15 protein-coding genes are annotated in these 13,066 nt (G+C 53.9%); 9 read left to right on the forward strand and 6 right to left on the reverse strand.

The window, feature by feature from the left end; genetic code table 11:
* Positions 1-226: 226 nt before the first annotated feature.
* The 4 genes from dusB to AC5M9B_RS05140 form a co-directional block, all read right to left on the reverse strand.
* Complete coding sequence (gene dusB / locus AC5M9B_RS05125) at positions 227-1,231, reverse strand: tRNA dihydrouridine synthase DusB (protein WP_070654802.1); 1,005 nt, start codon at positions 1,229-1,231, stop codon at positions 227-229.
* A 158-nt stretch (positions 1,232-1,389) separates the two neighbouring features.
* Complete coding sequence (locus tag AC5M9B_RS05130) at positions 1,390-2,040, reverse strand: site-2 protease family protein (RefSeq protein WP_070654800.1); 651 nt, start codon at positions 2,038-2,040, stop codon at positions 1,390-1,392.
* 196 nt (positions 2,041-2,236) lie between these two features.
* Entirely contained in the window at positions 2,237-3,238 is a 1,002-nt protein-coding gene (gene holA, locus AC5M9B_RS05135; RefSeq protein WP_070654798.1) for a DNA polymerase III subunit delta, read from the reverse strand.
* Entirely contained in the window at positions 3,238-3,717 is a 480-nt protein-coding gene (locus tag AC5M9B_RS05140) for an LPS-assembly lipoprotein LptE (protein ID WP_070654796.1), read from the reverse strand. The genes holA and AC5M9B_RS05140 overlap by 1 nt, the downstream gene beginning before the upstream one ends.
* Positions 3,718-3,874: 157 nt before the next feature.
* On the opposite strand from AC5M9B_RS05140, the gene pip reads away from it, so the two are divergent.
* From pip to AC5M9B_RS05155, 3 genes are all read left to right on the forward strand, one after another.
* Positions 3,875-4,810 carry a prolyl aminopeptidase gene (gene pip, locus AC5M9B_RS05145; protein WP_070654794.1) on the forward strand — a complete coding sequence of 312 codons (936 nt, stop codon included), beginning with the start codon at positions 3,875-3,877 and terminating at the stop codon, positions 4,808-4,810.
* Positions 4,811-5,073: 263 nt separating this feature from the next.
* Positions 5,074-5,493, forward strand: coding sequence for a hypothetical protein (locus AC5M9B_RS05150; protein ID WP_003767286.1), 420 nt, complete (start codon positions 5,074-5,076; stop codon positions 5,491-5,493).
* 97 nt (positions 5,494-5,590) lie between these two features.
* A complete protein-coding gene (locus tag AC5M9B_RS05155) occupies positions 5,591-6,115 on the forward strand; it encodes an RDD family protein (protein WP_070654868.1) in 525 nt (174 codons plus the stop codon).
* Between the two features lie 94 nt (positions 6,116-6,209).
* On the opposite strand, the gene dnaN is transcribed toward AC5M9B_RS05155, so the two are convergent.
* Positions 6,210-7,313, reverse strand: a complete 1,104-nt coding sequence (dnaN, locus tag AC5M9B_RS05160) for a DNA polymerase III subunit beta (protein WP_070654792.1) — start codon at positions 7,311-7,313, stop codon at positions 6,210-6,212.
* Between the two features lie 148 nt (positions 7,314-7,461).
* Positions 7,462-9,012, reverse strand: a complete 1,551-nt coding sequence (gene dnaA / locus AC5M9B_RS05165; protein WP_019271507.1) for a chromosomal replication initiator protein DnaA — start codon at positions 9,010-9,012, stop codon at positions 7,462-7,464.
* Between dnaA and AC5M9B_RS05170 the strand changes: the two genes are divergently transcribed.
* From AC5M9B_RS05170 to AC5M9B_RS05195, 6 genes are all read left to right on the forward strand, one after another.
* Positions 9,011-9,391, forward strand: a complete 381-nt coding sequence (locus tag AC5M9B_RS05170) for a hypothetical protein (protein WP_186805556.1) — start codon at positions 9,011-9,013, stop codon at positions 9,389-9,391. The genes dnaA and AC5M9B_RS05170 overlap by 2 nt on opposite strands.
* A 46-nt stretch (positions 9,392-9,437) precedes the next feature.
* Complete coding sequence (rpmH, locus tag AC5M9B_RS05175) at positions 9,438-9,572, forward strand: 50S ribosomal protein L34 (protein ID WP_002214728.1); 135 nt, start codon at positions 9,438-9,440, stop codon at positions 9,570-9,572.
* Positions 9,573-9,574: 2 nt separating this feature from the next.
* Positions 9,575-9,913: a ribonuclease P protein component gene (gene rnpA, locus AC5M9B_RS05180; RefSeq protein ID WP_019271508.1), complete on the forward strand. Its 339-nt coding sequence runs from the start codon at positions 9,575-9,577 to the stop codon at positions 9,911-9,913.
* The gene (gene yidD, locus AC5M9B_RS05185; protein ID WP_003741200.1) at positions 9,913-10,134 is read left to right on the forward strand and encodes a membrane protein insertion efficiency factor YidD; all 222 of its coding nucleotides are present in this window, start codon (positions 9,913-9,915) and stop codon (positions 10,132-10,134) included. Before rnpA ends, yidD begins: the two co-directional genes overlap by 1 nt.
* 112 nt (positions 10,135-10,246) lie before the next feature.
* Positions 10,247-11,893, forward strand: a complete 1,647-nt coding sequence (gene yidC / locus AC5M9B_RS05190; protein ID WP_070654788.1) for a membrane protein insertase YidC — start codon at positions 10,247-10,249, stop codon at positions 11,891-11,893.
* Positions 11,894-12,152: 259 nt separating this feature from the next.
* Positions 12,153-12,962, forward strand: coding sequence for an FkbM family methyltransferase (locus AC5M9B_RS05195; protein ID WP_244969489.1), 810 nt, complete (start codon positions 12,153-12,155; stop codon positions 12,960-12,962).
* The last annotated feature ends 104 nt before the right edge of the window (positions 12,963-13,066 follow it).

Consider the following 13,066-nt stretch of genomic DNA (forward strand, 5'->3'; position numbering starts at 1 on the left):
GATAAATTGTTTTTTATTTCGATGAAACTGTGTTTTCAGGCGACCTGATATTGCCGCCATTCCCGCGCAGGCGTAACCCGGTAATTTGAAGCTGCGGCAATTTCTGAACATTTCTGAAAAATTAAAGCCTGGATTCCTGCCTGTGTAGGAATGACAGTACTGGGTTTTCTTAATCATTCACGATGGCTTATCCGCTTCCCAAAAACAAAAGGTCGTCTGAAACGCCCTACCCCTCGCGATATTCACACACCCAGCGGTCGGTTTTCTCTGAAAGCGTCTCAAGATAGGCGGTAAGGGTATCGTATTGTGCCGCGGTGCTGTCTAAGCGGTTGATGTCCCGGCGTGCCTGCTCACCGTCGGGCATGGCGTCGATGTACCAGCCTATGTGTTTGCGGGCGATGCGTACACCGGCAACTTCGCCATAAAACGCGTGCATGGCGTGGATGTGGTTCAAAATGGTGGCGTTGCATTCTGCCAAGCTCAAGGCAGGCGGCAAAACGCCGTGTTCAGCGTAATGTTTCAAATCGCGGAAGAGCCACGGCCTGCCTTGTGCGCCGCGCCCTATCATGATGCCGTCTGCGGCGGTTTGTTTGAGGACGGCGGCGGCTTTTTGCGGCGAGGTGATGTCGCCGTTGACCCAGACGGGGATTTTCAGACGACCTTTGGTTTCGGCAATCAGGTCGTAAGTTGCTTCGCCTTTGTACATTTGCGTGCGTGTGCGTCCGTGGACGGCAAGGGCAGCGATGCCGCAATCTTCGGCGATGCGGGCGATGGCAGGCAGGTTTTTGTGGTCGTCATTCCAGCCCAAACGGGTTTTGAGGGTAACGGGAACGTCCACCGCACGGACGACGGCTTCAAGAATGGCGGCAACCAGCAGCTCGTTTTGCATCAGCGCGCTGCCGGCTTGAACATTGCATACTTTTTTAGCGGGACAGCCCATGTTGATGTCGATAACCTGCGCTCCGAGACTGACGTTGTAACGCGCGGCATCCGCCATCTGCTGCGGATCGCTGCCGGCAATTTGGACGGCAACGATGCCGCCCTCATCGGAGAAATCGCTGCGGCGCAGGGTCTTTTTGGTATTTCTAAGCGTCGGGTCGCTGGTCAGCATTTCGCACACGGCCCAACCTGCGCCAAAATCTCGGCAAAGTCGGCGGAACGGTTTGTCCGTAATGCCCGCCATCGGGGCGAGTGCAATGGGATTGTCGATAATGTAGCCGCCGATGTGCATGGTCAAACCGCCGTATGGAAAGGGCTACCATTGTACAATTTTTAAGCAGAGTTTCCAATGGGATTTACTTTGGAAACAGGTAAAACAAAGGGCGCAATCATGCGCCCTGCGGGTGTGTTTAAGGCTTCAGACGACCTTTTCGCCGTCTTGCGGACGGTTCAGTTTAACAAGGTCATAAAGAGGTACACAGCCGTCTGTATCAGCACAACGATAGGCAGGATGATTTTTGCCAGCAGCCCTGTGAACATCAATATTAGGACAATCCACATTCCGTAAGGTTCGATTTTGCGAAACTGCATGGACTGTTTGGCAGACAGGAAAGTATCGATAAAGATGCCGCCGTCCCAAGGCAGGATGGGAATCAGGCTGAAAGCGACCCAAATCGCGTTCACGATAACGCCGTATTGCGCCATTCGGACCAACGGCTCCTGATAGGATTCAGGCGCGTAAACGGCAAAGGCGGCGACAAAGCCCCAGAAGAACGCCAAAATCAGATTGGCAATCGGACCGGAAATGGAAACCCAACGCCAAGCGCGGCGCGGATCGCGGAAATTGCGCGGGTCGATGGGCATCGGGCGCGCCCAACCGAAAACGAACGGGGTCAGCAGCAGGCTGATTATGGGTACGACGATCGTACCTACCGGATCGATATGCGGCAGGGGGTTGAGTGTCAGCCGCCCGTATTGTTGGGCGGTACTGTCGCCCCAACGGCGGGCGGTATAACCACGCGCGACTTCGCGTATGGTCAGGGCAAGGAGGACGGGCGGAATCGCGAGTAGGACAGTGCCCAAGTCAAAGTTTTGAAACATGGTTTTCCTTTGAAAGGTCGTCTGAAAACGACGATGTATGTGCGGATGGCCGATTTATCGGAAACAGGAAGATTTCTGCCTCATTCAATATGTTCTTTTTTGTCGGGTTTTCAACCCCTCCCCAGTCTTCATCATGCCCGATCAGGCTCTAATAACGGGATGTGTCTCGCCGCAAGCGACCCGGCTATACATACCTTCACACCGCCAACCCCGTTACCAACTGCTTAAATTCCGTCCACGCGTCGCCGTCTTCTGCGCCTTTGATGATGCGGTCGATTTTGGCGCAGGTTTTGAGCGCTTCGATCATGCGGACGGCGGGAATGCGTTTGACGGCAATGGGCGCGAGGGTTTGTTTGTCGCCCCACAGGCGCAGGCTGTTGCGGACGGATTGTACGCTTTGCCCTTGTTTGAGCGCGGCGGTCAGGCGGATGAGGGTGCGGATGTCTTCGGCAACCGCCCACAGCAGCAAGACGGGTTCTTCGCCTTCTTCTTCAAGTCCGTCCAGAAGGCGGGCGACGCGCATGGCATCGCCTTTCATCCATGCGCCGGAGAGCTGGAACACGTCGAAACGGGCGACGTTGGCGACGGCGGCTTCGGCATCGGCGATGTTGACGGTATGGTTTTGCGGGTGCAGCAGGGCGAGTTTGTCGATTTCTTGGCGGGCGGCGAGCAGGTTGCCTTCGACGCGTTCGGCAAACAGGGCGAGCGCGTCGGGTTCGATGTCGAGTCCGACCTTTTTCAGACGACCTTTTATCCACTGCGGCAGGGCTTGCGCGCTAATGGCTTTGGCTTCGAGTATCGTGCCTTTGGCGGCGAGCGCGGTGAACCATTTTGCCTGCGTTTGGGCTTTTTCGAGCTTGGGCAGCAGAATCAGGGAAACGGTGTCTTCGGGCAGGCGTTCGGCGAAGGTTTGCAGCGCGTCGCCGCCGTTTTTGCCGGGCTTGCCGTTCGGAATGTGGATTTCCAAAAGTTTCAAATCGGCGAAAAGCCCCGCGCTGCCTGCGCTTTGCAAAAGTTCGTTCCAGTCGGCGCCGTTGTCCGCCGTAAAGACTTCGCGGTTGAGGTAGCCTTGTTTTTTGGCGGCGGAGCGCAGGGTGTCGAGGGCTTCGATGCGCAACAGGTCTTCTTCGCCGTGAATGATGTACAACGGCGAAAGCGGCATATCCGCGCTGACCTGTTCGATATTCATGACCGCCATCAATACGCTTTCAGGAACGTGAGGCGGCGGACGATTTGGTCGGCGGCGTCGGCGCGCATTTCTGCCCAGATGGTTTCGCTTTCTTCCTGTTTGCCCAACACTTCGCTGTCGTTGTAATCCATCGTGCGGTTGACGAGGATGGTCATCGGTTCGCCCACAGGCTCGCCGTTGCGCATGGCTTGAGCTTCGACGCGCAGGGTCAGCAGGTATTCGTTGACCAGCGCGGCGCGGGTGATGGTGTAGATGTCCTGACGGGTTTCAATGTTCTTGATGTACAAAGTCATTTGCGCTTCGGCGGCGGAAACGGGTTTGCCGTCGGCGCGGCGCAGGGCGTTTTCCAAAGCCTTTTGCATGACGGAGGCGTTTTGGATGTGCCAAGCGGGATACGGCAGCGTGCGTGCTGTGCCGCCCATGCCTTTGAGGTGGAAGCCGCAGGCGGACAGAAGCAACACGGCGGCGGTCATCAGGATTTTGTTCATTTCATTCTTTCTGTTGCGCGGGTATCGGGGAATTATAGCGGATAGTCGGGCGGTCGGGAAACGCGGCGGCGGAAGCGGATTTCAGACGACCCCTTGCCGTTTGTCGTTTACCGGCACGATGGGTACAATCCAAACGTCAGACAACAGGAGAAACATCATGAATCCCATCCGTGAACCCATCCGCAGCGGCCTGCTGCCCGTATCGGACATCCATCAAATCTACTGGGAAGAATCCGGCAATCCCGACGGCCTGCCCGTCATCTTCCTGCACGGCGGCCCGGGCGCGGGCGCATCGCCTGCCTGCCGCGGCTTTTTCAATCCCGACGTGTTCCGCATCGTCATCATCGACCAGCGCGGCTGCGGCCGTTCGCTGCCTTACGCCTGCACCGACGACAACACGACTTGGGACTTGGTTGCCGACATCGAAAAAGTCCGCGAAATGCTGGGCATCCGAAAATGGCTGGTGTTCGGCGGCTCGTGGGGCAGCACCTTGTCGCTCGCGTATGCCGAAACCCATCCCGAACGCGTTGCCGGACTCGTATTGCGCGGGATATTCCTGTGCCGTCCGTCCGAAATGGCGTGGCTCGACGAAGCGGGCGGCGTCAGCCAGATTTATCCCGCGCAATGGCAGAAATTCCTCGCCCCCGTCGCCGAAGAAAAACGCGGCAGCCTGATTGCGGCGTATCACGAAATGCTGTTCGGCGAAGACGAAGCAGGTCGTCTGAAAGCCGCCAAAGCATGGGCGGACTGGGAAAGCTACCTGATCCGCTTCGAGCCGCAAGACGTCGATGAAGACGCCTACCAATCGCTCGCCATCGCCCGCTTGGAAAACCATTATTTCGTCAACGAAGGCTGGCTGAAGGGCGATAAAGCGATTTTGGCAAACACGGACAAAATCCGACATATCCCGACCATCATCGTGCAAGGCCGCTATGATTTATGCACCCCCATGCAAAGCGCGTGGGAACTCTCGCAGGCGCTGCCCGAAGCCGAATTGCGCGTGATTCAGGCGGGACACTCGTCGTTTGACCCGCCCTTGGCAGCGGCGTTGGTGCAAGCGGTGGAAGATATGAGGGAACGTGCGGTGTGGTAATAATAAGGAATTGAAATCATAAAAGCATGGTTTGCCGTTATTTCTGTTCGAATGGGAATAACGGCAAACAAACAATATCGTTTTCTTTGACTTTGCGACAGGAAGATCCGCCTGCCGCCACCTTCCCACCAAATTCCGAAAATACTGTAAAATAGCGTTAATTACGAGATTCAAGGTCGTCTGAAAACCGACGCGGCAGGTTCTCCGAAACCAGCCTCCGTTTTTCAGACGACCTCCCACCCTTAATAAGGAACCACAACTTCATGGACAACCAAACCAAACTCCGCATCGGCGGCCTGCTTGTGCTGACCACCGCCGTTTTAAGCCTGATTATCGTCTTAATCGTCGATTCGTGGCCGCTCGCCATCCTGCTTGCCGTCATCATCGTCGCCGCAGCCGCCGGCGGCTTTGTCTGGACTTCGCGCCGCCAGCAGCGCCAGTTTCTCGAACGCCTGAAAAAATTCGACATCGACCCCGAAAAAGGCCGCATCAACGAAGCCAACCTGCGCCGTATGTACCACAGTGGCGGACAACACCAAAAAGATGCGATAACGTTGGTCTGCCTGTCGCAAAAATGTTCGGCCGACGAAGCGCACGCCATGTTCAAAAAACGCCCGACCCGTCAGGAAATGAACCAGATGGCAGCCCAGCAGGCGCGCGGACAAAAACGCCCCCACCGCTGATTCCTCCCACACAAAGGTCGTCTGAAAACGGATGCGGCGGTTTCGCCCAAACCAAGCATTCCGTTTTTCAGACGACCTTTTTACCGAGCAGACCGTCATGACCGCCCTTCCCCCCGCCCCCGTCAAACGCCGCCTTGCCGCCCTGATGTACGAATTGCTGCTGACCGGCGCCGTGACCGCCATCGCCGCCATCCTTGCCGGAATCGCCGCGATTTTCCTCAACCCCGTCTCCCAGCTCCTTTCCAGCTTGGTTACCTGCGTTATCTTTGTAGGAAGCTGGTGGCTCTACTTCAAAACCAACTGGACGAAAACCGGCCGCACCCTCGCCATGCAAACTTGGAAAATCGGGTTGCACGGCAGAAACGGTACGCTGCCGCCATTGTCGCAACTGCGCATCCGCTTTATTTGGTCGTGTATCTTCGTCGTCTTCATCCCCCTGCTCGCCTACGCAGGCTTGCGCCACCTGCTCGCCATCCCACCTGTGCCCGCCTTTGGTGCCGCCCTTATCTGGCTCATCCTGCCTTGGGGCTTTGCCCTGCTGAATCCCGACCAGCAGTTTTTATACGATTTCCTGGCGGGAACGCGATTGGTCGATTTGAAACAGGAAGCATCCGAAAACTGATGGTTTCACTGCCGTGCAACTACATAAAAAGGTCGTCTGAAAACCAAACAGGTTTTCAGACGACCTTTTTATTCATTTCAAAACAACCGTCGCATCAGATGCGCATCGGCATCACGATGTATTTGAAGTTCGGATTATTCGGCACGGTAAACAAGGTCGAACGGTTGGCATCGCCGAAGGCAAGCTGCATATCGTCGGAATGGATATTGCGCAATACGTCCATCAGATAGCCGATGTTGAAGCCGACTTCGAGTTCGCCGCCTTGGTAGGCGATTTCGAGTTCTTCGCGGGCTTCTTCCTGCTCGTTGTTGCTGCACACAACGCTCAAGAGACCGGGTTGCAGGAACAGGCGCGCGCCGCGGAATTTTTCGTTGGCAAGGATGGCGGCACGTTCAAGCGCGCCCAAAAGTTGGGTGCGTGAAACGAGGAAGATTTTGTCGTTGTCCAGCGGAATAACGCGGTTAAAATCGGGGAATTTGCCGTCAATGACTTTGCTGACGATGGTCGTACCGTTGCATTGGAAGCGCACTTGGTTGTTGAGTAGCTCGACGCTGATGGGTTCGGACGGGTTGTTCAGCAGCTTGAAGAGTTCCAAAACGGTTTTGCGCGGCAGGATGACTTCGGTTTTGGGCAATTCGGCTTCGATTTGGCTGGCGGCATAGGCAAGGCGGTGGCCGTCGGTGGCGACGAGGCGCAGTTGGTTGCCTTCAACCTGCATCAGCAAGCCGTTGAGGTAGTAGCGGATGTCTTGTACTGCCATGCTGTATTGGACTTGCGAAAGCATGGTTTTGAAGGTTTCTTGCGACAGGGAAAACGCTGCGCTAATGTCTTCGCCAACGCTCATCAGCGGGAAGTCTTCGGCAGGCAGGGTTTGCAGGGCGAAGCGTGATTTGCCTGCACGCAGGGTCAGGCGGTTGTCCGCCCAGTCGAGCGAAACGATGGCGCTGTCGGGCAAGGCGCGCAGGATGTCTTGGAATTTTTTGGCGTTGGTGGTGATGCGGAAATCGCCTGCCTGACTTTCCGGACCGGCTGTGTTGATTTGGATTTCCAAGTCGGTCGCCAGAAGTTTGGTTTGACCGTCTCTGCTTTCGAGCAGGACGTTAGAGAGGATGGGCAGGGTATGGCGGCGTTCGACGATACCGGTAACGGCTTGCAGCGGCTTGAGCAGACTGTCGCGGTCGGCTTGTAAAATCAGCATGGTCAATTCCTTTTGAATCGGTTATTTCGGGTGTTTTTGAATCAGGTTCGGCGGACGCGATGGTTGATTCGCCGCCGTTAAAATCAATGTGTATTTGCGTTTTCAGACGACCTTTTAAGAGAGGGGTCGTCTGAAAGCCGTTTCTGACTCAGTTTTGAATCAGAATCAGGAGTTTTTCGTAATCTTGCGCCAACTCGGGATCTTCTTCGCGCAGTTTTGCGACGGCTTTCACGCCGTGCATGACGGTCGTGTGGTCGCGTCCGCCGAACGCGTCGCCGATGGATGGCAGGCTGAGGGTGGTCAACTCCTTGGTCAGGCTCATGGCGACCTGACGCGGACGGGCAATGTTGCGCGTGCGTTTTTTGCCGAGTATATCGCTGATTTTAATACGGTAATATTTGGCAGTCGCGTCGATAATGGTGTCGGCGGTAATGATTTTGTGTTTTTCGGCGATAATGTCCTGCAAAGCCGTGCGCGCCAAATCCATGTCGATAACGGGGCGGTTCATGAAGCGGCTGCTGGCACTGACGCGGTTGAACGCGCCTTCCAGTTCGCGCACGTTGGAACGAATCAGGTTGGCAACAAACAATGCGGCTTCGTCTTCAATGCTGATACCTGCCGCTTCTGCCTTTTTCTGCAAAATCGCCACGCGCATTTCCAGCTCGGGCGGCTCGAGTTCCAAAGTCAAACCCCATGAGAAACGCGATTTAAGGCGGTCGTCCATACCTTCGATTTTGGCAGGCAACACATCGCAAGTGAGGATGAGCTGTTTTTTCTCGTTGTGGAAATGGTTGTACAGATAGAAAAATTCTTCCATCGTACGGTCTTTGCCTTTGATGAACTGGATGTCGTCGATAATCAGCAGGTCGTATTGTTTGTATTGCTGCTTGAACACATCGTAAGTATTGTTGCGCACCGCCTTCATAAAGCTGCGGATATAGTCGTCTGAATGCATATAGCGCACTTTGGCATCAGGACGGTTTTTCAGCAGTTCGTTGCCGATGGCCTGCACCAAGTGGGTTTTACCCAAACCCGTGCTGCCGTACAGGAAAAACGGGTTATAGCCCTGCCCCGGGTTCTCAGCGATGGCTTGGGCGGCGGCGGCGGCAAGGCGGTTGCCCTTACCTTCGACCAAGGTATCGAATGTGTAGTCGCGCGACAGATTGGTCTGTTCGTAACGCGCTTCTTCCGCATCGCGCTGCGCTTCCGTTTTGGCTTTCGCAACGACTTTCGATTCTGCAGGCGCGGCGGCAGGCTGCTTGTTTTCGTGCGGCAGATTTTTCATGCGCTGCGCCAAAATGTCCGCCGCTGTTTTCGCGACAGAGGGTTTGTCTGCGTTTTCAGACGAGGTCTCGTCTGAAAAATATTCTTGCGCGTCAGCTTTCGGCATTTCTTCCGTCAACGCAGCTTGTTCAGGCGCAACCGCCCCCGCATTTTCCGCCATTTCATAATGCTGCCCCACGCCTGCCTTAAACGCAAAAGCCGCCTGCAGCGGAGCCAATTCCGAACGCACCACTTCGATTTTGGCGGCAAACTGGCTTTTGAGCATATTGCAGGCAAACTGGTTTTTACCGTAAACCACCCACACGCCGTTTTCCTCGCCCACGGTCAAGGGCGCAATCCATTGTGCGAACTGCCCGGCAGGCAAAATATCGTGAAGTCGGCGGAGGCACTGCGGCCAAAATTCTGCTAGCGTCATGAATAAGCTCGAGTCGTGGAAATCGTTGGAAAGAAACGGAGAGAAACCGTCGGAAATTGCAGCCTTTGAAAATGCGGTTTCAGCCCGACGGGAAAAGTGTCGCAAATACCGCACAAACCCTATCCGCCAAACCGAACGTCGTCTGAAAATACAATTGAATTATTTTCGGAAAATCATCACGATAAATCCATATCAACATTTTCAGACGACCTATCGCCCGGCAAAGGGACAGGAATTGCCGATTATACCCACTCCGACCAACTTTATCCACAACCCGCCGGAAATTTTATCCACAAAGAGCCGCAAAAATCCGCAAACCAAATCATCCCACGCGCCATATCCATTTACTCAACCGAGATTGACAAAAGATGAAAATTAGAGTGTAATTCACGGTTTATTTATCTACCGATTTTTTAGGAAACATCATGAAACGCACTTATCAACCTTCCGTTACCAAACGCAAACGCACCCACGGCTTCCTGGTTCGCTCCAAAACCCGCGGTGGTCGCGCAGTATTGGCAGCCCGTCGCGCCAAAGGCCGCAAACGCTTGGCAGTGTAATTTTGGACTACCGCTTCGGAAAGCAGTACCGCTTATTAAAAACGGATGATTTTTCATCCGTTTTTGCGTTCAAAAACCGGCGCAGCCGCGATTTGCTGCAAGTCTCCCAATCTGCCGACAACGGATTAAACCATCCGCGGCTCGGCTTAGTCGTCAGCAAAAAAACAGCGAAACGCGCGCATGACCGCAACTATATGAAGCGCGTCATCCGCGATTGGTTCAGACTGAACAAAAACAGCCTGCCGCCGCATGATTTCGTCGTACGCGTCCGTCTGGCATTCAATCGGCAAAACGCTGCCGAAGCCCGAAACCAATTGACGCAACTCATGCGCAAACGCTGATGAATACCCTATTGTCCAAATTCATCCTCGCGCTGATCCGTTTTTACCAATACGCCATCAGCCCGCTGATACCGCCGCGCTGCCGCTATACCCCGACCTGTTCGCAATATGCAGTCGAGGCAGTCAAAAAATACGGCGCGTTCAAAGGCGGCTGGCTTGCCGTCAAACGCATCGCCCGCTGCCACCCTTTCGGCGGACACGGACACGACCCCGTCCCGTAATCCAAATCATTCGGATAACTCGATTTCCTTTAATTTCCCGTCGGTTTCTATATAATGCCGTCTGAAGCAGTTTTCATCTCCATTACATACCCGTCAATTCCAGGAATCTCTTATGGATTTTAAAAGACTAGTGGCATTTTTTGCCATCTCGCTGGCAATCTTTGCCGGCTGGGAACATTTCTTCCCCAGCCCCAAACCTAATCCGGCACAACAAGCCGCTCAGCAGCAACAGCAGCAAACCGCCGCAACCGCTGCCGCTGAAGCCACACTCGCCCCCGCAACGCCGATTACCGTAACGACCGACACAGTCAAAGCCGTCATCGACGAAAAAAGCGGCGACCTGCGTCAAATGACCCTGCTCAAATACAAAGCAAATGGCGACGAAAACAAACCCTTCACCCTGTTTAACGACAGCAAAGAATACACCTACGTCGCCCAATCCGAGCTTTTGGATGCACAAGGCAACAACATTCTGAAAGGTGTCAACTTTACCGCAGCGCAAAAACAATACAGCCTCAACGGCGACAAAGTCGAAGTCCGCCTGAGCGCGCCTGAAACAAACGGACTGAAAATCGACAAAGTCTATACCTTTACCAAAGACAGCTACCTCGTCAACGTCCGTTTCGACATCACTAACACCAGCGGCAAGCCCGCCAACCTGAGCGCGGACTACCGCATCGTACGCGACCACAGCGAACCTGAAGGTCAAGGTTACTTTACCCGCTCTTTCGTCGGCCCCGTCGTTTACACTCCTGAAGACAAATTCCAAAAAGTCAGCTTCTCCGACTTGGACGACGATGCCAAATCAGGCAAAAACGAAGCCGAATACGCCCGCAAAACCCAAACCGGCTGGCTCGGCATGATTGAACACCACTTCATGTCCACCTGGATCCTCCAGCCTAAAGGCGGACAAAGCGTTTGCGCCGCAGGCGACTGCCGTATCGATATCAAACGCCGCAATGACAACCTGTACAGCACCAGCGTCAGCGTTCCCCTTGCCGCCATCCAAAACGGCGCGAAAGCCGAAACATCCATCAACCTCTACGCCGGCCCGCAGACCACATCCGTCATCGCAAACATCGCCGACAACCTGCAACTGGCAAAAGACTACGGCAAAGTACACTGGTTCGCATCGCCGCTCTTCTGGCTCCTGAACCAACTGCACAACATTATCGGCAACTGGGGCTGGGCAATCGTCGTTTTGACCATCATCGTCAAAGCCGTACTCTACCCGCTGACCAACGCGTCCTACCGCTCGATGGCAAAAATGCGCGCCGCAGCGCCCAAACTGCAAGCCATCAAAGACAAATATGGCGATGACCGTATGGCACAACAGCAAGCCATGATGCAGCTTTACAAAGACGAAAAAATCAACCCGCTGGGCGGCTGTCTGCCTATGCTGTTGCAAATCCCCGTCTTCATCGGCTTGTACTGGGCATTGTTCGCTTCCGTAGAATTGCGTCAGGCACCTTGGCTGGGCTGGATTACCGACCTTAGCCGTCCCGACCCCTACTACATCCTGCCCCTGATTATGGCGGTCACCATGTTTGCCCAAACATTCCTCAATCCGCCGCCGACCGACCCGATGCAGGCAAAAATGATGAAAATCATGCCGCTGGTTTTCTCAGCCATGTTCTTCTTCTTCCCTGCCGGTCTGGTATTGTACTGGGTAGTCAACAACCTCCTGACCATCGCCCAACAATGGCATATCAACCGCAGCATCGACAAACAACGCGCCCAAGGCGAAGTGGTTTCCTAACAGCGGTTTGACACACTAAAAAGGTCGTCTGAAAACTTAATTTCAGACGACCTTTTCTATTAGAATACCGATGGTTTGTCGGCTTCGACTTAACTCGACTACACTGTCGGGCTTGATTCGATAGGCAAAATTTAAGTCCCGGCGGAGCAGCCTGATACACGCATCAAGAAAATAATTTTCAAAGTATCGAATCAAATCAATCCATTATTTTTTAAAGGGCATCATCATGCGGACGTCTTTACATATGCTCAAAAGGGGCATGTTTAACTTAATCGAAGGCGACTTCATCAGCCGATACGCGCAGGCTTATGGCGAATGGTCGGATTTGGAAGTCCGTTTTCTTCTGAACAATCTTCGTGCCGACAGCAATGTCGTCGAAGTCGGCTCAAATATCGGTATGCACGCAATTCCCATCGCCCGACATATCGAGCTCGGCAAACTATTCTGTTTCGAGCCGCAGCGGGTGATTTTCCAAACCCCGTGTGCCAATATATCACTCAACAGCCTGACCAATGTTTACGCCTATCAAGAAGGCGTGGGTGATGAAAACGCTTGGCTGGAGATTCCCCCTTCAGATTATGAAACAGAATGGAATTACGGTAGTTTTTCTTTGGACAAGGGTTTTGATACCGAATCCGGCTTTAACGGTATCCGCTACAACGAAACCATACGCCTTACTGCATTAGACCGACATCCCGAGCTTCAAAAACTCAATACGCTGGATTTGCTGAAAATCGATGCGGAAGGCTTTGAAAGCCATGTACTCAACGGCGCAAAACGCCTGATTGAACAGCATAAACCAATCATTTTTGCAGAGGCGCAGCCTGACAACTGCCTCGATTTAATCCGCCATTTTGAGCACATGGATTATCGTTGCTATTGGTTTGCTTCCCACCGCTATCAGGAAGACAACTTCTTCCGCCGCCCCGAAAGCCTATCGGGCATAGATCTCAATCTTGCCTGTTTTCACCGCGATGCAGTTCCCAGCCTACCCGAAAAGCTATCCGCCTCTGTGGACAGCAATTTGGATTTTATTCCCTTGATCATCAGAGAAATGCTTGAACGATGAAATAAGCGGATCAGGATTGGCAATAGCTTTGATTCGCTTCATTCAAAAAGGTCGTCTGAAAACTCGAAACACGGGTTTTCAGACGACCTCTCATTTCGGCAGGC

The sequence above is a fragment of the Neisseria flava genome (assembly GCF_982712965.1).